This window comes from Streptomyces sp. NPDC107517, from assembly GCF_055582645.1.
The window spans coordinates 109,750-130,950 of record NZ_JBVJPM010000005.1; the positions used below are offsets into that span (position 1 = coordinate 109,750).

21 protein-coding genes are annotated in these 21,201 nt (G+C 71.3%); 10 read left to right on the top strand and 11 right to left on the bottom strand.

Annotated elements, in window-relative coordinates:
* Nucleotides 1-74 precede the first annotated feature (74 nt).
* Nucleotides 75-785: an ArsR/SmtB family transcription factor gene (locus ACZ67T_RS13955; protein ID WP_469983922.1), complete on the bottom strand. Its 711-nt coding sequence runs from the start codon at nucleotides 783-785 to the stop codon at nucleotides 75-77.
* A gap of 43 nt (nucleotides 786-828) precedes the next feature.
* The gene (locus ACZ67T_RS13960) at nucleotides 829-1,476 is read right to left on the bottom strand and encodes a TetR/AcrR family transcriptional regulator (protein WP_469983924.1); all 648 of its coding nucleotides are present in this window, start codon (nucleotides 1,474-1,476) and stop codon (nucleotides 829-831) included.
* A 79-nt stretch (nucleotides 1,477-1,555) separates the two neighbouring features.
* Between ACZ67T_RS13960 and ACZ67T_RS13965 the strand changes: the two genes are divergently transcribed.
* The 3 genes from ACZ67T_RS13965 (at nucleotide 1,556) to ACZ67T_RS13975 (ending at nucleotide 3,771) form a co-directional block, all read left to right on the top strand.
* Nucleotides 1,556-2,707: an acyl-CoA dehydrogenase family protein gene (locus ACZ67T_RS13965; protein ID WP_469983926.1), complete on the top strand. Its 1,152-nt coding sequence runs from the start codon at nucleotides 1,556-1,558 to the stop codon at nucleotides 2,705-2,707.
* A 61-nt stretch (nucleotides 2,708-2,768) separates the two neighbouring features.
* Nucleotides 2,769-3,071: a YiaA/YiaB family inner membrane protein gene (locus ACZ67T_RS13970; protein ID WP_469983927.1), complete on the top strand. Its 303-nt coding sequence runs from the start codon at nucleotides 2,769-2,771 to the stop codon at nucleotides 3,069-3,071.
* Nucleotides 3,072-3,132: 61 nt separating this feature from the next.
* Nucleotides 3,133-3,771 carry a TetR/AcrR family transcriptional regulator gene (locus ACZ67T_RS13975; RefSeq protein ID WP_326776527.1) on the top strand — a complete coding sequence of 213 codons (639 nt, stop codon included), beginning with the start codon at nucleotides 3,133-3,135 and terminating at the stop codon, nucleotides 3,769-3,771.
* Between the two features lie 12 nt (nucleotides 3,772-3,783).
* Here the strand turns inward: ACZ67T_RS13975 and ACZ67T_RS13980 are convergent, their stop codons facing one another.
* A complete protein-coding gene (locus ACZ67T_RS13980; RefSeq protein ID WP_469983930.1) occupies nucleotides 3,784-4,245 on the bottom strand; it encodes a MaoC family dehydratase in 462 nt (153 codons plus the stop codon).
* Nucleotides 4,246-4,369: 124 nt separating this feature from the next.
* On the opposite strand from ACZ67T_RS13980, the gene soxR reads away from it, so the two are divergent.
* Entirely contained in the window at nucleotides 4,370-4,837 is a 468-nt protein-coding gene (gene soxR / locus ACZ67T_RS13985) for a redox-sensitive transcriptional activator SoxR (protein ID WP_469983932.1), read from the top strand.
* A gap of 16 nt (nucleotides 4,838-4,853) precedes the next feature.
* Here soxR and ACZ67T_RS13990 read toward each other — a convergent pair whose 3' ends face one another.
* Together ACZ67T_RS13990 and ACZ67T_RS13995 are read right to left on the bottom strand one after the other, a co-directional pair.
* Entirely contained in the window at nucleotides 4,854-5,516 is a 663-nt protein-coding gene (locus ACZ67T_RS13990; protein WP_469983934.1) for a response regulator, read from the bottom strand.
* Entirely contained in the window at nucleotides 5,513-6,733 is a 1,221-nt protein-coding gene (locus tag ACZ67T_RS13995) for a sensor histidine kinase (protein ID WP_469983935.1), read from the bottom strand. Before ACZ67T_RS13995 ends, ACZ67T_RS13990 begins: the two co-directional genes overlap by 4 nt.
* Before the next feature lie 133 nt (nucleotides 6,734-6,866).
* Between ACZ67T_RS13995 and ACZ67T_RS14000 the strand changes: the two genes are divergently transcribed.
* Nucleotides 6,867-7,805, top strand: coding sequence for an ABC transporter ATP-binding protein (locus tag ACZ67T_RS14000; protein WP_469983937.1), 939 nt, complete (start codon nucleotides 6,867-6,869; stop codon nucleotides 7,803-7,805).
* Nucleotides 7,802-8,656 (top strand): ABC transporter permease, encoded by an 855-nt coding sequence (locus ACZ67T_RS14005; protein ID WP_469983938.1) that lies wholly within the window; start codon nucleotides 7,802-7,804, stop codon nucleotides 8,654-8,656. Before ACZ67T_RS14000 ends, ACZ67T_RS14005 begins: the two co-directional genes overlap by 4 nt.
* Nucleotides 8,657-8,740: 84 nt before the next feature.
* Here the strand turns inward: ACZ67T_RS14005 and ACZ67T_RS14010 are convergent, their stop codons facing one another.
* Nucleotides 8,741-9,343 carry a hypothetical protein gene (locus tag ACZ67T_RS14010; protein ID WP_469983939.1) on the bottom strand — a complete coding sequence of 201 codons (603 nt, stop codon included), beginning with the start codon at nucleotides 9,341-9,343 and terminating at the stop codon, nucleotides 8,741-8,743.
* Between the two features lie 257 nt (nucleotides 9,344-9,600).
* Here ACZ67T_RS14010 and ACZ67T_RS14015 point away from each other — a divergent pair, with 257 nt between their 5' ends.
* Nucleotides 9,601-12,456: a penicillin acylase family protein gene (locus ACZ67T_RS14015; RefSeq protein WP_469983941.1), complete on the top strand. Its 2,856-nt coding sequence runs from the start codon at nucleotides 9,601-9,603 to the stop codon at nucleotides 12,454-12,456.
* Nucleotides 12,457-12,500: 44 nt separating this feature from the next.
* Here ACZ67T_RS14015 and ACZ67T_RS14020 read toward each other — a convergent pair whose 3' ends face one another.
* Entirely contained in the window at nucleotides 12,501-13,826 is a 1,326-nt protein-coding gene (locus ACZ67T_RS14020; protein WP_469983943.1) for an MFS transporter, read from the bottom strand.
* Between the two features lie 87 nt (nucleotides 13,827-13,913).
* Nucleotides 13,914-15,164 carry an exo-beta-N-acetylmuramidase NamZ family protein gene (locus tag ACZ67T_RS14025; protein ID WP_469983944.1) on the bottom strand — a complete coding sequence of 417 codons (1,251 nt, stop codon included), beginning with the start codon at nucleotides 15,162-15,164 and terminating at the stop codon, nucleotides 13,914-13,916.
* A 149-nt stretch (nucleotides 15,165-15,313) separates the two neighbouring features.
* Between ACZ67T_RS14025 and ACZ67T_RS14030 the strand changes: the two genes are divergently transcribed.
* The 3 genes from ACZ67T_RS14030 to ACZ67T_RS14040 are packed head-to-tail and all read left to right on the top strand — an operon-like array spanning nucleotide 15,314 to nucleotide 18,365.
* A complete protein-coding gene (locus tag ACZ67T_RS14030; RefSeq protein ID WP_469983946.1) occupies nucleotides 15,314-16,081 on the top strand; it encodes an SDR family oxidoreductase in 768 nt (255 codons plus the stop codon).
* On the top strand, nucleotides 16,078-17,745 hold the full coding sequence (locus ACZ67T_RS14035) for a class I adenylate-forming enzyme family protein (protein WP_469983947.1): 1,668 nt from the start codon (nucleotides 16,078-16,080) through the stop codon (nucleotides 17,743-17,745). The genes ACZ67T_RS14030 and ACZ67T_RS14035 overlap by 4 nt, the downstream gene beginning before the upstream one ends.
* A 26-nt stretch (nucleotides 17,746-17,771) precedes the next feature.
* Nucleotides 17,772-18,365: a TetR/AcrR family transcriptional regulator gene (locus tag ACZ67T_RS14040; RefSeq protein ID WP_382515785.1), complete on the top strand. Its 594-nt coding sequence runs from the start codon at nucleotides 17,772-17,774 to the stop codon at nucleotides 18,363-18,365.
* Nucleotides 18,366-18,449: 84 nt separating this feature from the next.
* Here the strand turns inward: ACZ67T_RS14040 and ACZ67T_RS14045 are convergent, their stop codons facing one another.
* The 3 genes from ACZ67T_RS14045 to ACZ67T_RS14055 all read right to left on the bottom strand — a co-directional run bounded on the left by ACZ67T_RS14045 (nucleotide 18,450) and on the right by ACZ67T_RS14055 (nucleotide 21,183).
* Nucleotides 18,450-19,670: an acyl-CoA dehydrogenase family protein gene (locus ACZ67T_RS14045; protein WP_469983948.1), complete on the bottom strand. Its 1,221-nt coding sequence runs from the start codon at nucleotides 19,668-19,670 to the stop codon at nucleotides 18,450-18,452.
* A gap of 6 nt (nucleotides 19,671-19,676) precedes the next feature.
* The gene (locus ACZ67T_RS14050; RefSeq protein WP_469983950.1) at nucleotides 19,677-20,711 is read right to left on the bottom strand and encodes a phosphotransferase family protein; all 1,035 of its coding nucleotides are present in this window, start codon (nucleotides 20,709-20,711) and stop codon (nucleotides 19,677-19,679) included.
* Between the two features lie 175 nt (nucleotides 20,712-20,886).
* Nucleotides 20,887-21,183: a hypothetical protein gene (locus tag ACZ67T_RS14055; protein WP_356280317.1), complete on the bottom strand. Its 297-nt coding sequence runs from the start codon at nucleotides 21,181-21,183 to the stop codon at nucleotides 20,887-20,889.
* Nucleotides 21,184-21,201: the final 18 nt, after the last annotated feature.

Consider the following 21,201-nt stretch of genomic DNA (forward strand, 5'->3'; position numbering starts at 1 on the left):
GGAAGAAGGGGCCTATCACGGCAGGAAGCTCCCTCCCGGCCGCGTGGTGCCGCTGCCCCCGATGCCCGGCGTCGCTAGCGCAGCGACTCCGCCCCGATCCCCAGAACGTCCCCGAACGCCCGCTGCCCGGCCGGCGTGACCTTCACGGCCCGCTCCGAACCGATCCGCACGACCCAGCCCGCGTCGAACGCATGGCTGCACAGCGCCGCGCCCGCCGCCCCCGCGAGATGCGGCCGGCGCTCGGTCCAGTCCAGGCACGCCCGCGCCAGGGGCCGGCGCCCCGACCGGTCGAGCCCGATCCCCAACGCGCCGAACAGGTCGACCCCTTGCGGGGTCAGTGCGAACCCCGTGTCCGTCCGCAGATCCCCGCGCCGGACGAGTGCGTCCGTGAGCGCGATGCCGAGGCGGCCCGCGAGATGGTCGTAACAGGTGCGCCCGCGCGCCATCGCGTCCCGCGCGCTTACCGCCCGCAGCGTCGGCGGCCGCTCCCCGCCGTCCGGCGCCGCGTACGCCGCGAGTTCCTCGACGAGCCCGGCCACGCGCGCGTCCGCGAGCCGCACATAGCGGTGGCGCCCCTGCCGCTCCTCGGAGAGGAGACCGCCCGAGACGAGCTTGCCCAGATGCTCGCTCGCCGTCGACGCCGCGACCCCCGCGTGCCGTGCCAGCTCACCGGCGGTCCACGCCCGCCCGTCGAGCAGCGCGAGCAGACAGGCCGCGCGGGTCTCGTCGGCCATCAGTGCGGCGAGCGCGGCGAGGCGCGGTGCGCCGGGTTCTGCGGACTTCATGGGTCAAGCATGCGCCCCGCACGGTTCGGTGGCGGCCGAAACGTCAGTGCAGCGCCGCGACCTGCTCGTACTGCTGCGTGAGCCCGTCGAGGAGCGCCCGCAGGCCCGTCTCGAAGGCCCGCTCGTCGATCAGTTCCTGGCGGTCGGCGAGCAGGTGCGCCTGCCCGAGGTGGGGGTAGTCGGCCGGGTCGTACGCCGTCTCGTCGTCGACGAAGCCCCCGGCGAACGAGCCGAGCGCGGAGCCCGTCACGAAGTACCGCATGAGCGCCCCGATCGACGTGGCCTGTGCCGGGGGCCAGCCCGCGTCCACCATCGAGCCGAACACGGCATCGGCGAGCCGGAGCCCCGCGGGCCTGCGGCCGGGCCCCTGGGCGAGCACGGGAACGATGTTCGGGTGCTCGAGGAGGGCCGCCCGGTAGGACACCGCCCAGTCGTGCAGGGCCGTGCGCCAGTCGCGGGCGTCCGCGGCGTCGAACATCGACAGGTCGACCTGCGCGCTCACCGAGTCGGCGACCGCCTCGAGGATCTGGTCCTTGGTGCGGAAGTGGTTGTACAGCGAGGGGCCGCTCACGCCCAGCTCGGCGGCGAGCCGCCGCGTGGAGACGGCCGCGAGGCCCTCGGCGTCGACGAGAGAGCGCGCCGTCGTGACGATGCGGTCTGTGCTGAGGAGGGGCTTGCGCGGTCGGGCCATGCGGCACATAGTAGGGCTGTCATCCGAAAACTAGCAGTGCTAATTTAGTGCTCATTCACTCATGCCTGGGGTGTGGTCCATGAATCTGGAGCTCAGCGAGGAGCAGACGGCTGTCCGTCAGCTCGCCAAGGACTTCGTGGCACGCGAGATCACCCCGAACGTCGTCGGCTGGGACCGCGCCGAAGAGGTCGACCGCGGCATCGTCAAGAAGCTCGGCGACGTCGGCTTCCTGGGCCTGACCATCGACGAGGAGTACGGCGGCTCGGGCGGCGACCACCTGGCGTACTGCCTGGTCACGGAGGAGCTGGGACGCGGCGACTCGTCCGTGCGCGGCATCGTCTCCGTCTCGCTCGGCCTGGTCACCAAGACCGTCCAGTCGTACGGGACCGAGGAGCAGAAGCGGGAGTGGCTGCCGCGGCTCACGTCCGGCGAGGCCCTCGGCTGCTTCGGGCTCACCGAGCCCGGCACCGGCTCCGACGCGGGCAACCTCACCACCCGGGCCGTCCGCGACGGCGACGACTACGTGATCAACGGCTCCAAGATGTTCATCACGAACGGCACCTGGGCCGATGTCGTCCTCCTCTTCGCCCGCTCCACCGACGCCCCCGGACACAAGGGCGTCACCGCCTTCCTCGTCCCCACGGACACCCCCGGCCTCACCCGCCGCACCATCCACGGCAAGCTCGGCCTGCGCGGCCAGGCCACCGCCGAACTGGTCCTCGAGGACGTCCGCGTCCCCGCCTCCGCGATGCTCGGCCCCGAGGGCAAGGGCTTCTCCGTGGCCATGTCGGCGCTCGCCAAGGGGCGCATGTCGGTGGCCGCGGGCTGCGTCGGCATCGCGCAGGCCGCACTCGACGCGGCCGTGGGATACGCGGCGGAGCGCGAGCAGTTCGGCAAGTCCATCGCCTCGTACCAGCTGGTGCAGGAGCTGATCAGCGACATATCCGTCGACGTGGACGCCGCGCGCCTGCTGACCTGGCGCGTCGCCGATCTCATCGACCGGGGCGAGGACTTCGCGACGGCCGCGTCCAAGGCCAAGCTCTTCGCCTCCGAGGCCGCGGTGCGCAGCGCGAACAACGCCCTCCAGGTCTTCGGCGGCTACGGCTACATCGACGAGTACCCGGTCGGCAAACTCCTGCGCGACGCCCGCGTCATGACCCTCTATGAGGGCACCAGCCAGATCCAGAAGCTCATCATCGGCCGCGCGCTCACCGGCGTATCGGCCTTCTGAGTACGTTTCTGAGTACGTGAGCGGATGGGGGTGCGCCCCCGTCCGCTCCATGCTGTCGCCCATGAGTGACACACCGGTCAAGCACGGGACCACGAACGCCTTCTACGGACAGGCCGTCGCCTCCTTCGCGCTCGCGCTCGTGGCGACGGCCGTCGGCATCTATCGCATCGACGCCAGCGGCTGGGTCCGCGGATTCCTCGCCATCGCGGTCCTCTATCTGACGACCTCCGCGTTCACCCTCGCCAAGGTCATCCGGGACCGCCAGGAGATCGATCAGGTCGTCAGCCGCATCGATCAGGCCCGTATCGACAAGATCCTCTCCGAGCACGACCCCTTCAAGCCCACCCCTGACGTACAGAACTAAGCGCTCGCTCACCTCTAGGGGTATGGTGTGCGTCCTGTCCACGGGAGGATGTGAGCGAGCGATGAGCGCGGAGCGGCACGGCCAGAACGAGGCTGCCACGGACGACATGTCCTGGGCCGAGGTCACCCCGGACGCGGCCCGGCGGCTGCTGATCGCCGCCGTCGAGGCGTTCGCTGAGCGCGGCTACCACGCGACCACCACCAGGGACATCGCGAGCCGGGCCGGCATGAGTCCGGCCGCGCTCTACATCCACTACCGGACCAAGGAGGATCTGCTCCTGCGCATCAGCCGCATCGGCCACGAGAAGGCGCTGGAGATCCTCAAGGACGCGGCCGCCGAGGAGGGCACCGCCTCCGAGCGGCTCTCCGAGGCCGTACGGTCCTTCGTCCGCTGGCATGCGGCACGCCATCTGACGGCGCGCGTCGTGCAGTACGAGCTGGACTCGCTCGGCGAGGAGCACCGGCCCGAGATCGTGGCCCTGCGCCGCGAGAGCGACGCGACCGTGCGTGAGATCATCAACGACGGTGTGAAGGCGGGGGAGTTCGACGTCCCGGACGTCCCGGGCACCACGCTGGCCGTGCTGTCGCTCTGCATCGACGTGGCGCGCTGGTTCAACACGGAGGGCCGGCGCACGCCCGACGAGGTCGGCGCGCTGTACGCCGACCTCGTCCTGCGGATGGTGGGGGTCCGGGTTTCCTGACCCCGGCGGAGCTCAGAGGTAGTAGCGGGACACCGACTCGGCGACACACACCGGCTTGTCGCCGCCGTCGCGCTCCACGGTGAAGGCGACCGAGACCTGGACGCCGCCGGGCACGTCGTCGACGCCGGTGATCTTCGCGGTGGCGCGCAGCCGGGAGCCGACCGGCACGGGGGCGGGGAAGCGGACCTTGTTCGTCCCGTAGTTCACGCCCATCTTCATGCCGTCGACCTGGATCAGCTGCGGCCCGAAGAGGGGGAGCAGCGACAGGGTCAGATAGCCGTGCGCGATCGTGGTGCCGAACGGTCCTTCCTTGGCGCGCTCGGGGTCGACGTGGATCCACTGGTGGTCACCCGTGGCGTCCGCGAACTGGTCGATCCGCTTCTGCTCGATCTCGACCCAGTCGCTGTACCCCAGCTGCTCGCCCACCGCCGCGCGCAGCTCGTCGACCGTCGCGAAAACCCTCGGCTCTGCCATGTCCTGGCCTCCCATGTATGCACCATGTGCGGATCTCTAAGGCAATGTCTAAGCGCTTGCTCAGCATGCTAGGGCGGGCGACCTCTGTCAACGACTGCAGGCCCTGCCCAGTAGGCTCGGCACAGTGCCCCAGATTCCAGTGAAGATCCACGAACTCACCGTCGGTCAGCTGTCGGCGCGCAGCGGAGCCGCCGTCTCGGCCCTGCACTTCTACGAGGCCAAGGGCCTGATCAGCAGCCGCCGCACGACGGGCAACCAGCGCCGCTACCAGCGCGACACCCTGCGCCGGGTCGCGTTCATCCGCGCCGCGCAGCGCGTCGGCATCCCGCTCGCCACGATCCGTGACGCGCTGTCCGAGCTGCCCGAGGGGCGCACCCCGACCCGCGAGGACTGGGCACACCTCTCCGAGGCCTGGCGTTCCGAACTGGACCAGCGCATCACCCAGCTGGGGCGGCTGCGCGACCATCTGACCGACTGCATCGGCTGCGGCTGTCTGTCCCTGGAGAACTGTGTGCTCTCCAACCCGGACGACGTGTTCGGCGAGCGCCTCACCGGCTCCCGCCTGATGAAGGAGAGCCGGGAGGGCGCCTGAGGCGCCCGAGGGCCGCTCAACGGGGCGCCGAGACCAGCCCCGACTCGTAGGCGATGATGACCAGTTGGACCCGGTCCCGGGCGCCCAGTTTGGTGAACAGGCGCGCCACGTGCGACTTGGTCGTGGCCACGGTGATGTGGAGCTCGACCGCGATCTCGCTGTTCGACCGACCGAGCCCCACCAGCGTCAGGACCTCGCGCTCCCGCTCGGTGATGCCCTCGACCGGGCGCGGCGCGCGGGCGGGCGACGGTGCGGGGCGCCCCACGAAGTCCGCGATGAGGCGGCGCGTGATGCCCGGCGCGATCAGCGCGTCCCCGGCGGCGACGACCCGGATCGCGGCGAGGATGTCGTCGAGCGCCATGTCCTTGACCGCGAAACCGCTCGCGCCGGCGCGCAGCGCGCCGTAGACGTGGTCGTCCTCGTCGAAGGTCGTCAGCACGAGCACACGGGTGGCCCCCGGGCCCGAGGTGACCAGGCTCGTGGCCTCGATCCCGTCCATGCCCGGCATCCGGATGTCCATCACGATCACATCGGGGCCGACCTCCTCGGCCAGCCGGACGGCCTCCTCGCCGTTCGCGGCCTCCCCGACGACCTCCAGGTCGGGGGTGTCGGCGATGAGGACGCGCAGCCCGGAACGTACGAGCGGCTGGTCGTCGGCGAGCACCACGCGCACGGTCATCGGGCGTCCGCCCCGGCCGCGGCGGTGCCGTCCGCCGGCGTGGCCACCGGCTCCGGGAGCGGCAGCCGTGCCGCCACCCGGAATCCGCCCTCCGGCCGCGGCCCCGCGCTGAACTCCCCGTGCAGCAGCGCCACCCGCTCCCGCATCCCGGTGATCCCGAACCCCGTGCCCGTCCCCGCGCCCCGCATCCCACGCCCCTCGTCGACGATCTCCACGGACAGCTCATCCTCCCCATACCCGACGCCGACCCGGCACCGCCCGGCGCCCGAGTGCCGCACCACGTTGGTCAGCGCCTCCTGAACGATCCGGTACGCCGACAGGTCGATGTCGGGCGGCAGTTGACACCGCTGCCCGCTCCACCGCAGGTCCACCTCGACGCCCGCGTCCGTGGTCGTGGCCGCGAGGCGCTCCAGGTCGCCGAGGCCCGGCGCGGGTCCGTACGGCGCCGCCCCCGACTCCGCCGAAGGACTCGATCTGCGCAGCGAGACGAGCGTGCGCCGCAGCCCTGACAGGGTCTCCCTGCTCGTGGCCTCGATGGCGCGCAGGGCGGCCCGCGCCTCCAGCGGCTGAGTCTCGATGACCCGGCTGCCGACACCGGCCTGGATCGCGATGATGCCGATGCTGTGCGCGACCTGGTCGTGCAACTCGCGGGCGATCCGCAGCCGTTCGGCCGTGATCGCCTCGGCGACCTCGTGCGACCGCAGCTCCTTCGCGTACCGGCGGCGCTCGCTGCCGAGCAGGCCCACGACGCAGGCGGTGACCAGCGCCAGGAGAGCGATCGCCCCGATCACGACGAGGTTGTCGGGCCCGTGTGTGAAGCCGAGGACCGTCAGGCACTGCGTGAGGAACGTGAGGCAGACGGCGGCCACCGATGCCCGCAGGGCGCGGGTCGCGACGACGTACCCCAGCAGGATGTCGACCGCGACGAACGGCACGAACCACACCGGGCCGTGGTACTTGGCCGCCGCCGGCAGGAGGGCGGTGACGAGCAGCGTCATGACCAGGGCCGCCATGGGCCTGCGCCGGACCATGCCGACGAGCAGGACCGCCGCGAGCGCGGAGCCGCAGGCCGGGAGGAGGCCGGGCACCCGCCGGTCCGCGCTCACCGAGGGGAGCAGCGCCATGAACGGGTACAGGACGGCCCCGGTCCAGGTCAGGACCGTACGGAACGTCCGGTAAGTGCCTTGGGGCGGCGGGGGTTTCGAGGTGGCGTCCACACAGGGATCGTAGGCGCGCCGCCCGCCCGTGGCATGAGCCCACGGGCTGCATCCCACGGGTGCAGGCCGCCTCCTGGGAGGGCCACCGACGGGCCGATGCGCGCACCACGTCCGCACCGGCACCGTTGCCCTTGTGATCGAAGTCAGCGAACTCACCAAGCGCTACGGCGACAAGACCGCCGTCGACCATCTCTCCTTCACCGTGCGGCCGGGGCAGGTCACCGGCTTCCTCGGCCCCAACGGCGCGGGCAAGACGACCACCATGCGGATGGTCCTCGGCCTCGACGCGCCCACCGCCGGCACCTCCACCGTCGGCGGCGTCCCCTTCCGCACCCACCGGCGCGGCCTGCGCCACGTCGGCGCGCTGCTCGACGCCCAGCAGGTCCACGGCGGGCGCAGTGCCGCCGCGCACCTGGGCGCCCTCGCCCGTGGCAACCGCATCCCCGCCAGCCGCGTCGCCGAGGTGCTCGCCGAGGTGGGCCTGACCGAGGCGGCCGGGCGCCGCATCGGCGGTTTCTCGCTCGGCATGAAGCAGCGGCTCGGCATCGCGGCGGCCCTGCTCGGTGACCCTCCTGTCCTGATGTTCGACGAGCCGATCAACGGCATGGACCCGGAGGGCGTGCTCTGGGTGCGCGGGCTCTTCCGTCGCCTGGCCGCCGAGGGACGCACCGTCTTCCTCTCCAGTCACCTCATGACGGAGATGGAGAGCACCGCCGACCGGCTCGTCGTGATCGGACAGGGACGCCTCATCGCCGCCGAGTCCGTAAGGGAGTTCGCGGCCCGCAGCACCCGCCGCAGCGTGCTGGTCGCCACGCCGCAGGCCGGCGAGCTGGCGACGGTGCTCACGGCGGCCGGGGCCTCCGTCGCGCCGCACGGCCCGCCGGAGGCGGCCAGGCTCGCCGTGACCGGGCTGCCCGCCGACCGGATCGGAGCACTCGCCTTCGAGCACCGGATCATGCTGCACGAGCTCGCCGACCGGACGGCCTCGCTGGAGGAGGCGTTCATGGAACTCACCGCCGGCAGCGTCGAGTACCTGTCGGGAGACGCGGGAAAGGCGGGTCAGCCCCGATGACGAACACGACTTCCCGCACCGGGCCCACCGCGAGCACGGCCGCCGTGGACGAACCGCCCGCCCGCTTCATCGACCTCGTCGCCGCCGAGTGGATCAAGGTACGGTCGCTGCGCTCCACGCCCTGGGTGATCGCCGCGGTCACGCTCGTCGTGACCGGCGTCGCCGCGGCCCGCGCCCTCGCCGACTACACCAACTTCCCGTCCTACGACGCCCTCACGCGGCGGGAGCACCCCTTCTCGCTGGGCGACTCCTTTCCGGCGGAGGCGTATCTGACGCTGATGCTCGCCGCCGTGTCCGTCGGCGCGATCGCCACGGTCAGCGAGTACGGCAGCGGCCTCATCCGCACCACTACGGTGGCTGTCCCCGCGCGCGGCGCGGTGGTCCTCGCCAAGGCCGTCGTGCAGGCCGTTCTGTGGAGCGTGGTCGGGGCGATCGTCGCCCTCTGCTCCTTCTTCGTCGCGCAGGCCGTCCTCAGCGGGCGCGACGCCGCGATCTCCCTCGGCGACCCCGGCGCACTGCGCGCGTGCGCGGCGTCCGCGCTGCTCGCCCCGGTGTGCGCCCTGGTCGGCCTCGGCCTGGGCGTCCTGATCCGGCACAGCGCCACCACCGTGGTCGCGGGCTCCTTCGTCCTGCTCCTGCTGCCGGTGTTCTTCTCGTCCCGCAAGCCGCTGTCCGCCGCCTTCGCCCACGCGATGGTGCGCAACGCGTGGCAGCGCCTGGCCCAGATCTACGGAACGCCGGCAGAGGCGTACAACGGAGCCACGATCGCCGGGAGTTGGACCGTGTACGCCCTCTGGCCACTGGTCACGCTCGCCCTGGCACTGCTCGTCGTGCGGCGCCGGGACGTGTGACCGCAGCCACCCGCGACGAGGCGCGCGAGTGGACCGGGGGTGCGGCTCATGGGCGGCACCCCCGTCGTGCCCGTGCCGATGCGCTCACGCCGAGACAAGGGCCCGCGCCCGCCAGGCTCCGGCCAGGGACGCGGGGGTGAGGACGGGGCGCGGCACCACGATGCCGCAGTGGGTGCAGACCGGTCCTGACGACGGTTCGTGCGCCAGGTCGTGCTTCCAGAGGAGTTCCGTGCCGGTGCAGACGGGGCAGGCCGTGCCGGGCGCGCGCTCCAGGGCCGCGATCAGCCGGTTCAGGACTTCCGCGAGGGGTTCGGAGGGGTGGACCATCGGGTCGTCGCACCAGGCGACGCCGAAGCCGCCCCACGTCAGCCGGTGCCAGTCGTCGACCGTGCCCGGCCTGCGCAGCCCGTCGTGCTTCTCCTTGCGGCGGCGCTCCGCGAACTGCGTCTCGTACGCGAGCCAGACCGCCCGCGCCTCCTCGAGCTCGTCGAGCGCGGCCGTCAGCCGCGCCGGCTCGGGGGAGCGGTCCTCGGGGTCGAACCCGGCCCGCGAGCACAGGTGGTCCCAGGTCGCTCGGTGCCCATAAGGGGCGAACCGCTCCAGGCACTTGCGCAGCGAGTACCGCCGCAGTGCCAGATCATTGCGCGGGTCGCGCGTTTGTCTCGCCAGACTCCGGAATCCGGCCATCGCCCTGCACCTCCGTCACACGTACATGTACTTCGGCGTCGTCGTCGAACGGACGTCGCCGAATAGACGTATCGACACTCGATTCGGATCCATGCCGGTCCATCCAATTTCCGATGGACTCCATCAGCGGCACCTCCTGGGACCGGTACGTCCCAGGGGGTCTCGTGTGGCGATTCCGAAAAAGTGACGCATGTTCATCTCCAGCCGGAGGCCTACCGCCGGTAACCTCCGGCGCACCATCGTCGGGAGGATCAGGCATGCGACGGCGCACCCCACGAACCACCCAGCACGGAAGCCTCCGTAGAACTCTCAGGCGCACGGCCGCCACCGCGGTGCTCGTCCTCACGGCGGGGCTGCTGTCCCCGGCCGGTGAGGCGTCCGCCGCGGAGCCGCCACCGGCGCCCGACTACTGCGCGGGCCGGTGCGCGGACATCCTGCCGCCCGGCGCGAACGGCAGCGCCACGCTGGCCGAGATACTCGGCCACCGGCTCCTCGGCACGCAGCCCGCCCACGCCGACGATCAACTCGGCCCCTACGACGCGCTCTCCGCCGGGTACCCGTCCCTGACGGACGACACCCTCACCCAGTTCTTCAACGACTCCTCCTTCGGGGTCCCCGATGGTCAGGTCGGCTCCGTCACGCGCCCCCGCGACGATGTGACGATCACCCGTGACAAGAAGAACGGTGTACCCCACGTCAAAGGTTCCACGCGTTACGGAACAGAGTTCGGCGCCGGCTACGCCGCAGGTCAGGACCGCCTCTGGTTGATCGACCTGTTCCGGCACATCGGCCGCGGCGAGCTCACGTCGTTCGCGGGCGGCGCCCTCGCGAACCAGGGGCTCGAGCAGGAGTTCTGGCCGCAGGCCCCGTACACCGAGCAGGACCTGGAGAAGCAGGTCGCGTACATCAGGACCACCCAGGGCGCCCGTGGCGAGCAGGCCATGGACGACGCGCAGGCCTACATCGACGGGCTCAACGCCTATCGTGAAAAGGCGAAGAACGGCCGCTACTTCCCCGGCGAGTACGTTCTGACCGGCAAGATCGACGCCATCACGAACGTGGGCGAGATCCAGCCGTTCAAGGTGACCGACATGATCGCGCTGGCCTCGGTCGTCGGCGGCCTCTTCGGAGGCGGCGGCGGGGGAGAGGTCGGCCAGGCCCTCTCGCTCCTGTCGGCGCAGCAGAAGTACGGCGTCGAGCGGGGCACCGAGGTCTGGGAGTCCTTCCGCGGACGCGACGACCCCGAGGCCGTGACGACCATCCACGACGGCACGAGCTTCCCCTACGGCGCCAAGCCCGAGAACCTGCGTGGCGAGGCGCTGCCCGACAAGGGCACCGTCGAGAGCGAACCTCTCGTCCACGACCGCGAGGGCTCGGCCCAGCCGGCCGAGGCGGGGCGCAAGACCCCCGTCAAGGCGCCGGCGAAACTCAAGCCGCTCCAGGGCATGTACGACAAGGGCGTGCTGCCCGCGGACACATTCAGGAACTCCGACTCGAAGAAGGGCATGTCCAACGCCCTCCTCGTCTCCGGCAAGCACACCGCGTCCGGCCACCCGGTCGCCGTGTTCGGCCCGCAGACCGGGTACTTCGCGCCGCAGCTGCTGATGATGCAGGAGCTCCAGGGTCCGGGCATCAGCGCGCGCGGCGTCTCGTTCGCGGGCGTCGGCATGTACATCCAGCTCGGCCGCGGCCAGGACTACGCCTGGTCGGCGACCTCGGCGGGCCAGGACATCACGGACACGTACGCCGTGGAGCTGTGCGAGCCCGGCGGCGGGACGCCCACCCGGCAGTCCACGAACTACCTGTACCGCGGCACCTGCACCCCGATGGAGAAGCTGGAGAAGAAGAACTCCTGGAAGCCGACCCTCGCCGACTCCACGGCGGCCGGCTCCTACCGGATGCAGGTCTTCCGCACGAAGTACGGCATCGTCACGCACCGCGCGACGGTCGGCGGCAAGCCCGTCGCGTACACCTCACTGCGCTCGTCGTACCGGCACGAGGCCGACTCCATCATCGGCTTCCAGATGCTGAACGACCCGTCGTACGTGAAGGACGCCGCGACCTTCGAGAAGGCCGCGCAGCACATCAACTACGCCTTCAACTGGTTCTACGCCGACTCGCGCGACATCGCGTACTACAACAGCGGCGCCAACCCGGTGCGCGCCGACGGAGTCGACGCCTCCTTCCCGGTGAAGGCCGAGAAGGCGTACGAGTGGCGGGACTTCGACCCGGCGGACAACACGGCCGCCTACACCACGCCGTCACAGCACCCCAACTCCGTCGACCAGGACTACTACATCTCCTGGAACAACAAGCAGGCCAAGGGGTTCGGCGCCGCCAACTTCAGCCTCGGCGCCGTGCACCGCGCCGATCTGCTCGACGGGCGCGTGAAGCGGCTCGTCGCCGAGGGCGGGGTCACCCGGGCCTCGCTCACCCAGGCCATGGAGGAGGCCGCCCTCACGGATCTGCGCGGCGAGCAGGTGCTGCCCGAGATCCTCGCGGTCATCCGCAGCGAGCCCGTCGACGACCCGGCCCTGAACAAGGCGGTGCAGCAGCTGGAGGCCTGGCGCAGGGCGGGCGCCCGGCGCAACCAGACCTCGGCCGGCTCGCACACCTACGCGCACCCGGACGCCGTACGCATCATGGACGCCTGGTGGCCGCTCCTGGTGAAGGCCGAGTTCGAACCCGGTCTCGGGAGTGACCTGTACGGGGCGCTCACCGGCCAGTTGACCGTCGACGAGTCGCCGTCCGCGGGCCACGGCCCGACCGGCGCCCACGCGGGATCGTCCTTCCAGTACGGCTGGTGGGGCTACGTCGACAAGGATCTGCGTACGGTGCTCGGTCAGCCGGTGAAGGGCAAGCTCGGCGCCGCCTACTGCGGCGGCGGCAAGCTCGACGCCTGCCGCGACGTCCTGCTCGCCACGCTCGTGCAGGCGGCCGCCGAGCCGGCCGCCGAGGTCTACCCGGGCGACGACGCGTGCAAGGCCGGCGACCAGTGGTGCTCGGACACGATCATCCACCGGGCCCTCGGCGGCATCACGCACCGCGGGATCCAGTGGCAGAACCGTCCGACGTACCAGCAGGTCGTCGAATTTCCCGCACACCGGCCGTAGTCGACCGCTTCCATGGGGCACGCGCGCGCGTGCCCCATGGAAGGTCAGGCGAGTTCGCGCTCCCGTGTCTCCGGGAGGGCGAGGACGCAGAGCAGGGAGACGACGGCCATCGCGCTGACGTACCAGCCCACCGAGGACGAGCCGAACTCGCCCTGGAGCCGCGTCGCCACGAGCGGCGCCACCGCGCCGCCGAGCACCCCGCCCAGGTTGTACGCGAAGGACGCCCCGGAGTAGCGCACGCGCACCCCGAACAGTTCCGGCAGATACGCGCCCATCGGCCCGTACACGACACCCATGCAGAACAGCGCGCCGCCCAGGGCGAGTGCGATCAGCACGGGCTGCTCGGTGTCCATGAGCGGGAAGAGGACCAGACCCCAGACCACCGCGAGCCCGGCGCCGGCGAGCACCAGCTTGCGGCGCCCGCCCGCGTCGGAACGGGTCGCGGCCAGCCAGGTGCCCGCCGCGAGGAAGAGGCAGGCGACGAGCGAGACCGCGAGCATCGTGTCGCGCGGCACGCCGAGGGTCGTGGTGCCGTAGGCGAGGCAGTACGTGGTGGCCGTGTAGAAGAGCCCGTACGCGACCACCATGCCGCCCGCGCCGAGCAGGATCTCGCGGGGGTGGCGCTTGAAGACCTCGAGCGCAGGGGCCTTGCTCGTCTCCTGCTCCTTCATCACCTTCGCGAACACCGGTGTCTCGCTGATCTTCAGCCGTACGAAGAGGCCGACGGCGACCAGCAGGAAGGAGAGCAGGAAGGGCACGCGCCAGCCCCAGGAGTGGAACGCCTCGTCGTCGAGCGTGGTCGACAGGATCCAGAAGATTCCGGTCGCCGCGAAGAAGCCGACGGACGGGCCGAGTTGGGGGAACGCGGCGAACAGTCCGCGCCTGCCGCGCGGGGCGTGTTCCACGGCGAGCAGCGCCGCCCCGCCCCACTCGCCGCCGAGACCCACGCCCTGGAGGAAGCGCAGCAGGACGAGCAGCAGCGGTGCCCACACGCCCAAGGTGCCGTACCCGGGCAGCAGGCCGACGCACGCCGTGGACAGGCCCATCAGGAGCAGCGAGGCGACGAGGACGGACTTGCGGCCGACGCGGTCGCCGAAGTGGCCGAACAGGAGCGAGCCGATGGGGCGGGCCGCGAAGGCCACCGCGTACGTCGAGAAGGACGCGAGGGTCGCGTTGAGGGAGGAGAGGTTCGGGAAGAACGCCTCGTTGAGGACGAGGGCGGCGGCCGTTCCATAGACGTAGAAGTCGTAGAACTCGATCGCGGTCCCGATGAAACTGGCGACGGCCACACGGCGCAGGCTCTCGGGGCTGTCCCCGTCAGAATCCGCGCCGGTGACCGTGTTCTGCCTGGTGGAGTCGTCTTTGAGCACGTACTGCACTGTGGTTGTACGTGTACATGGCAGTCAATACGCGGAATGGGTCGTCCCGTATCGCGAGACGTTACGGGACGACGGGTCCTACTTGTACGCCAGATAGCGGCCGCGCACCGCGCGGAACGCCGCAAGCTCGCCCTGCCAGGCCGCGACCACCTCGTCCGTGGACGCCCCCGCGTCGATCATCGTCCGGACCTGCGTGGACCCCGTGAGCTTGTCGATCCAGTTGTCCGAGCGCCACGCGAAGTCGCTCCAGGACTTCTTCGCCGTCACCAGCAGCGCGATGCCGGTGCGTACGGGGTCGTACGCGGCCCGGTCCCTGACGTGGATCTGCACGCCGCCGATCGTCTTGCCCTGGAACTTGGAGAACGTCGGCGCGAAGTACGCCTCGCGGAAGTCCACGCCGGGCAGGTGCAGTTCATTGGCGGCGGCCGCCCAGCGCCCGTCGAGGCCCTCGGCGCCGAGCAGTTCGAAGGGGCGGGTCGTGCCGCGCCCCTCGGAGAGGTTCGTGCCCTCGAACAGGCAGGTGCCCGAGTAGACCAGCGCGGTGTCGGGCGTCGGCATGTTCGGGCTCGGCGGCACCCACGGCAGCCCCGACGCGTCGTAGAAGTCGCGCCGCTTCCAGCCCGTCATCAGGACCGTCTCCAGCTCGACGGGCTTCGCCAGGTACTCGCCGTTGAACAGGCGCGCCAGCTCGGTGACCGTCATCCCGTGGGCCTGGGAGATCTCGCGGCGGCCGACGAACGTCGCGAACTCCTTGTGCAGGACGGGCCCGTAGGCGTTCCGGCCGGTCACCGGGTTCGGGCGGTCGAGCACCACGAACTTCTTGCCCGCGAGCTGCGCGGCCTCCATGCAGTCGTAGAGCGTCCAGATGTACGTGTAGAAGCGTGCGCCCGCGTCCTGGATGTCGAAGACGACCGTGTCGACACCGGACGCGGTGAAGACGTCCGCCAGCGCCTGCCCGCTCTTCAAGTAGGTGTCGTAGACCGGCAGTCCGGTCGCCGGGTCGTCGTAGCGCCCCTCCGAGCCGCCGGCCTGCGCCGTGCCCCGGAAGCCGTGCTCCGGCCCGAACACCGCGGTCAGCTTCACCCGTTCGTCGGAGTGCATCACGTCGACGATGTGCTTGACGTCGCGCGTGACGCCGGTCGGGTTGGTCACGAAGCCGACCTTCTGCCCGGCGAGGATCCGGTATCCGTCGGCCGCGAGCCGCTCGAAACCGGTGCGGAGCTTGCCGCCGTCCTTCTCCGCGGCGAGCGCGGGGGAGGCCGCGCCCGCCGTGGCGGCCACCGCGGAGGCGGTGGTGGCGGCGAGCAGGCTCCGTCTGGACACGTTCATGTGGTGACCTCCGAGATCGCGGAAGCTGGCATGTGCACGCACGCTAGCGCGCGGCATGCCTCCGGCGGAACGAAGCCGACCGCCGACACCTCTTCCGCTGAGCTGACCGACTGCTTAGTCTGTGACCGATGTCGAGTCGAGGGAGACCGATGGTGGACAGCCTGCACGGCACGGGGGTCGTCGTCACCGGCGCGGGAGGCGGCATCGGAGCCGCGCTCGCCCGTCGCTTCGCCGCTTCCGGAGCGCGCGTCGTCGTGAACGACCTGGACGCGGGGAAGGCCAAGGCGGTCGCGGACGAGATCGGCGCCACGGCGGTGCCGGGCGACGCCTCCGCGATCGTGCCCGAGGCGCTGGACGCCCTGGACGGCACCGTGGACGTCTACTGCGCCAACGCGGGGCTCGCCTCCGGCGGTACCGAGGACGCCGACGAGCAGATCTGGGCCGACGCCTGGGACGTCAACGTGATGGCCCACGTCCGCGCCGCGAAGGCCCTGCTGCCCGGCTGGCTGGAGCGCGGCAGCGGCCGCTTCGTCTCCACCGTCTCCGCGGCGGGACTGCTCACGATGGTCGGCGCCGCGCCCTACAGCGTCACCAAGCACGGCGCGTACGCCTTCGCCGAGTGGCTCTCCCTCACCTACCGGCACCGGGGGCTCAAGGTCCACGCGATCTGCCCGCAGGGCGTGCGTACGGACATGCTCACCGCCTCCGGTTCGGCCGGGGAGCTCGTCCTCGCGCCGACCGCGATCGAGCCCGAGGACGTCGCCGACGCGCTCTTCGCGGGCATGGCGGAGGACCGCTTCCTGATCCTCCCGCACCCCGAGGTCGCCGGTTACTACGCGGCCAGGGCGGCGACGCCCGACCGCTGGCTGTCGAACATGAACCACATCCAGCAGAAGTGGGAGGCGGCACAGAAGTGAGCTCCTCGATCTACGCGGCCATGCCCTGGCTCGGGCAGCTCTCCGAGGCGCAGCGGGCCCCGGTGACCCCGGCCGAGTCCGTGCTGCACGCGTTCCGCGCCGCGGTCCGCAAGGCCCCCGACCGCACCGCCGTCGCCTACTTCGACGGCCGCCTCAGCTACCGGGAGCTCGACGAGTTCAGCGACTCCGTCGCCGGGCACCTCGCCGCGCGTGGCCTCGAGCGCGGCGACCGCGCCGCCCTCATGCTGCAGAACTCCCCGCACTTCGTGATCGGCCTGCTCGCCGCCTACAAGGCGGGCGCCACTGTCGTCCCGGTCAACCCGATGTACAAGTCGGGCGAGGTCACCCACGTCCTGCACGACGCCGAGGTGGCCGCCCTGATCTGCTCGGACCGGGCCTGGGAGACGTACCTGCGCGAGACCGCCGCGGACTCTCCCGTACGGATCGTGCTCACCGCCTGCGAGCTGGACCTCCAGACGCGGGGCGACGAGCGCGTCCTGAAGTTCGAACGCGTCGAGCCGCAGGCCGAGGACGCCGACGACCTCCTGACGGTCGCCCGCGCGGGCCACGCGGCGCCCGAGGACCGCGACCCGCGCCCGGACGACATCGCGCTCATCAGCTACACCTCCGGCACGAGCGGCACGCCCAAGGGCGCCACGAACCTGCACCGCAACATCACGTACAACGCCGAGCGCCAGCGCACCGGACTCGGCATCCCCGAAGGCGGCACGTACTTCGGGCTCGCGCCGCTCTTCCACATCACCGGCATGGTCTGCGAGCTGGTCTCCTCCTTCGCGAACACGGGCACCCTCGTCCTCGCGTACCGCTTCGACGCCGGCGTCGTCCTGGACGCGTTCGCCGAGCACCGGCCCGACTACACCGTGGGTCCCTCGACCGCGTTCATGGCGCTCGCCGCGCACCCGGCCGCGACCCGCGAGCACTTCGCGTCCTTCCGGTCGATCTCCTCCGGCGGCGCGCCGGTGCCGCCCGCCCTCGTGGAGAAGTTCCGGGCCGGCTTCGGCCCCTACATCCACAACGGCTACGGCCTCACCGAGTGCACCGCCCCCTGCGCCTCCGTGCCGCCCGGCAAGGAAGCCCCCGTCGACCCCGTCTCCGGCACCCTCGCTGTCGGCGTCCCTGGCCCCGAGAGCGTCGTCCGGATCGTGGACGACCTCGGCCAGGAGGTCCCCTTCGGCGAGCAGGGCGAGATAGCCGTCCGCGGCCCCCAGGTCGTGCCCGGCTACTGGAAGCGCCCCGACGCCACCGCCGAGTCCTTCCCGGACGGCGAACTGCGCACCGGAGACATCGGCTTCATGGACGCCGACGGCTGGCTCTACGTCGTCGACCGCAAGAAGGACATGATCAACGCCTCCGGCTTCAAGGTCTGGCCCCGCGAGGTGGAGGACGTCCTCTACACCCACGAGGCCGTGCGCGAGGCCGCCGTCGTAGGTGTCCCCGACCCCTACCGCGGGGAGACGGTCAGGGCGTACGTGAGTCTGCGCCCGGGCGCATCGGTGGGCCCGGACGACCTGTCCGCCTACTGCAAGGAGCGGCTCGCCGCGTACAAGTACCCGCGCGAGGTGGAGATCCTGCCCGAGCTGCCGAAGACGACAAGTGGGAAGATCCTCCGGCGGGAATTGCGTTCCCGTACACAGAACAGCTGATCGCAGGAGAAAGGCAGGTGGCGGCAGTGCCCAGGACGTCGGACGGAGACGGTACGCCCGTCCCTCAGAGGCTGCTCGCCGCCGCCACCCGGCTCTTCGCCGAGCGCGGTTACGACCGCACCTCGGTGCAGGAGATCGTCGAGGCGGCCGGCGTCACCAAGGGCGCGCTCTACCACTACTTCGGCTCGAAGGACGACCTGCTGCACGAGGTGTACGCGCGCGTGCTCCGCGTGCAGCAGGAGCGCCTCGACGCGTTCGCGGACGCCGACGCGCCGGTGGAGCAGCGGCTGCGCGACGCCGCCGCCGACGTGGTCGTCACGACCATCGAGAACCTTGACGACGCCTCGATCTTCTTCCGCTCCATGCAGCACCTCAGCCCGGAGAAGAACAAGCAGGTACGGGCCGAGCGGCGGCGCTACCACGAGCGGTTCAGGGCCCTGATCGAGGAGGGCCAGCAGGCCGGCGTGTTCTCCACGGCCACGCCCGCCGACCTGGTGGTCGACTACCACTTCGGCTCTGTGCACCACCTGTCCACCTGGTACCGCCCGGGCGGCCCGCTCGCCCCGCAGGAAGTCGCGGACCACCTGGCGGACCTGCTGCTGCGCGCGCTGCGTCCCTGACGCCGCGCACGCTCCGGGCGACGGCGAAGGGCCCCCGCACTCAGGCCGAGTGCGGGGGCCCTTCGCCGTCACGGGGTCACCGCGTCACAGGTACTTCTTCAGCTCGCGCCGAGCCAGCGAGCGCTGGTGGACCTCGTCGGGGCCGTCCGCGAGGCGCAGGGTGCGCGCCCCCGCCCACAGCTCGGCCAGCGGGAAGTCCTGGCTGACGCCGCCCGCTCCGTGCAGCTGCACGGCCTGGTCGATGATGTCGACGACCGTACGCGGCGTCGCGATCTTGATGGACTGGATCTCCGTGTGGGCGCCCTTGTTGCCGACGGTGTCCATCAGCCAGGCCGTCTTCAGGACGAGGAGGCGCAGCTGCTCCACCGCGACCCGCGCGTCCGCGATCCACTCCTGTACGACGCCCTGCTGGGCCAGCGGCTTGCCGAAGGCCGTACGGGCCACGGCCCGCTTGCACATCAGCTCGATGGCCCGCTCGGCCATGCCGATCAGCCGCATGCAGTGGTGGATGCGGCCCGGGCCGAGCCGCGCCTGGGCGATGGCGAAGCCGCCGCCCTCCTCGCCGATCAGGTTGCTCGCGGGCACCCGGACCTGGTCGAAGACGACCTCGGCGTGACCGCCGTGGTAGTGGTCCTCGTACCCGTAGACCTGCATGGCGCGCCGGATCTCGAGGCCGGGGGTGTCGCGGGGGACGAGCACCATGGACTGCTGGCGGCGGATGTCGGCGCCGTCGGGGTCCGTCTTGCCCATCACGATGAAGATCTTGCAGTCCGGGTTCATCGCCCCGGAGATGTACCACTTGCGGCCGGTGATGACGTACTCGGAGCCGTCCGCGGAGCGCTCGATGAGCGTGGTGATGTTCGTGGCGTCCGAGGAGGCCACCTCGGGCTCGGTCATCGCGAACGCCGAGCGGATCTCGCCGGCGAGCAGCGGCTCCAGCCACTGCTTCTTCTGGTGCTCGTCGCCGAACTGGCTCAGCACCTCCATGTTGCCGGTGTCGGGGGCCGCGCAGTTGAGGGCCGTGGGCGCCAGCTGCGGGCTGCGGCCGGTGATCTCGGCCAGCGGCGCGTACTGGAGGTTGGTCAGCCCGGCGCCGTACTCGGCGTCGGGCAGGAAGAGGTTCCACAGGCCCTGCCGCCTGGCCTCGGCCTTCAGCTCCTCGACGACGGCCGGGGTGTCCCAGGGGGAGGCGAGCCGCGCGCGCTGCTCGTGCGCGACGGCCTCGGCCGGGTACACGTGCTCGTCCATGAAGGCGAGGAGCTTCGCGCGCAGTTCCTCGGTGCGCGCGTCGAATGTGAAGTCCATTGCGGGTCAGCCCTTCTGAAGGGTCGTCAGACCGTGGTCGATGAACACGGGCACGAGTTCACCGATGCGGTCGAAGCCTGCCCCGACGGTCTGGCCGAGGGTGTAGCGGTAGTGGATGCCTTCGAGGATCACGGCGAGCTTGAACCAAGCGAAGGCCGTGTACCAGGAGACGGCGGAGACGTCGCGCCCCGAGCGCGCGGCGTACCGCTCGATGATCTCGGCGGGGTCGGGGTGTCCGGCAGCCGCGGCGGTCGTGGAGACGGGGGAGTCGGGCATGTCCAGCTTCGCGCTGTACATCACCAGCAGGCCCAGGTCGGTGAGCGGGTCGCCGAGGGTGGACATCTCCCAGTCGAGGACGGCCTTGATCCGGTCGACGCCGTCGGCGTCCTCGTTGATCAGGACGTTGTCGAGGCGGTAGTCGCCGTGCACGACCGTGGGCGCGGGCGAGGTGGGCAGCGAGCGGCCGAGCGCCGCGTGCAGTTCGTCGACGCCGGCCAGTTCGCGGTTCCTGGACGCGTCGAGCTGCTTGCCCCAGCGCCGCAGCTGCCGGTCGAGGAACCCCTCGGGCCGCCCGAAGTCCGCGAGGCCGACCTCGGCGGGGTCCACGGCGTGCAGGTCGACGAGGGTGTCCACGAGGGCGAGCACGGCGGCGCGGGTGCGCTCGGGGCCCAGCTGCGCGAGCTGGCCGGCCGTGCGGTACGGCGTGCCCGCCACGTACTCCATCACGTAGAACGGCGCGCCGAGCACGCTGTCGTCCTCGCACATGAGCAGCGCCTCGGGCACCGGCACGGACGTCGGGTGCAGGGCGCTGATCACCCGGTGCTCGCGCTTCATGTCGTGCGCGGTGGCGAGTACATGGCCCAGTGGCGGGCGGCGGACCACCCAGGTCGACGAGCCGTCGCCGACGAGGTACGTGAGGTTCGACCGACCGCCCTCGACCAGACGCCCGGACAGCGGACCGGCCACGAGCCCCGGACGCTCCCGGTCGAGGTGGCCGCGCAGCTGGTCGAGATCGAGACCTGGGGGGTGGCCGGCGCTCATCGATGTCCTCCGGAGGCAGAGTGAAGCGGTGTCGCGTCACATGATGCCGACCAGTCGGTATGTCGTCCAGGGCGGGGGTCGAATGTGATCCATCTCGTACGCTACTGCCCGCGGCCGGGCGGTGCGGGTGCGTCCGTCGAGAACGCCGGCCGCACCCCGCGCCGCCGGTGGACCGTCAGTGGTCGTCCCAGTGACCGTCGTGCTGTGCGTGCCGGTGCCCGTCGTGGACGTAGTCGACGTGGTCGCCGTGTGTGACGGCCTGATGCCCGCAGTTCTGGCCGTGCTGGTGTTCGTGGCCCTGGTGCGTGGTGTGGGCGCCGGGCTCGCACTCGTCCCAGTGGCCGTTGTGCTCCGCGTGCAGATGTCCCTCGTGTGCGTAGTCGACGTGGTCGCCGTGCGGGACCGCCGCGTGGCCGCAGCCCTCGCCGTGCGTGTGCTCGTGGACGGGGTGTTCCCGGTGGAGAGTGGTCATGGAGTCAGGCTAGCCGGA

Bases quoted from the DNA above. Each gene is read 5' to 3' on its own strand.
- ACZ67T_RS14005 (WP_469983938.1), top strand. From the start codon at position 7,802: ATGACGAACACGACTTCCCGCACCGGGCCCACCGCGAGCACGGCCGCC.
- ACZ67T_RS14030 (WP_469983946.1), top strand. From the start codon at position 15,314: ATGGTGGACAGCCTGCACGGCACGGGGGTCGTCGTCACCGGCGCGGGA.
- ACZ67T_RS13990 (WP_469983934.1), bottom strand. From the start codon at position 5,516: ATGACCGTGCGCGTGGTGCTCGCCGACGACCAGCCGCTCGTACGTTCC.
- ACZ67T_RS14055 (WP_356280317.1), bottom strand. From the start codon at position 21,183: ATGACCACTCTCCACCGGGAACACCCCGTCCACGAGCACACGCACGGC.
- ACZ67T_RS13975 (WP_326776527.1), top strand. From the start codon at position 3,133: ATGAGCGCGGAGCGGCACGGCCAGAACGAGGCTGCCACGGACGACATG.
- ACZ67T_RS14010 (WP_469983939.1), bottom strand. From the start codon at position 9,343: ATGGCCGGATTCCGGAGTCTGGCGAGACAAACGCGCGACCCGCGCAAT.
- ACZ67T_RS14045 (WP_469983948.1), bottom strand. From the start codon at position 19,670: ATGGACTTCACATTCGACGCGCGCACCGAGGAACTGCGCGCGAAGCTC.
- ACZ67T_RS14050 (WP_469983950.1), bottom strand. From the start codon at position 20,711: ATGAGCGCCGGCCACCCCCCAGGTCTCGATCTCGACCAGCTGCGCGGC.
- ACZ67T_RS13970 (WP_469983927.1), top strand. From the start codon at position 2,769: ATGAGTGACACACCGGTCAAGCACGGGACCACGAACGCCTTCTACGGA.
- ACZ67T_RS13960 (WP_469983924.1), bottom strand. From the start codon at position 1,476: ATGGCCCGACCGCGCAAGCCCCTCCTCAGCACAGACCGCATCGTCACG.
- ACZ67T_RS14015 (WP_469983941.1), top strand. From the start codon at position 9,601: ATGCGACGGCGCACCCCACGAACCACCCAGCACGGAAGCCTCCGTAGA.
- ACZ67T_RS13965 (WP_469983926.1), top strand. From the start codon at position 1,556: ATGAATCTGGAGCTCAGCGAGGAGCAGACGGCTGTCCGTCAGCTCGCC.
- ACZ67T_RS13980 (WP_469983930.1), bottom strand. From the start codon at position 4,245: ATGGCAGAGCCGAGGGTTTTCGCGACGGTCGACGAGCTGCGCGCGGCG.
- ACZ67T_RS13955 (WP_469983922.1), bottom strand. From the start codon at position 785: ATGAAGTCCGCAGAACCCGGCGCACCGCGCCTCGCCGCGCTCGCCGCA.
- ACZ67T_RS14025 (WP_469983944.1), bottom strand. From the start codon at position 15,164: ATGAACGTGTCCAGACGGAGCCTGCTCGCCGCCACCACCGCCTCCGCG.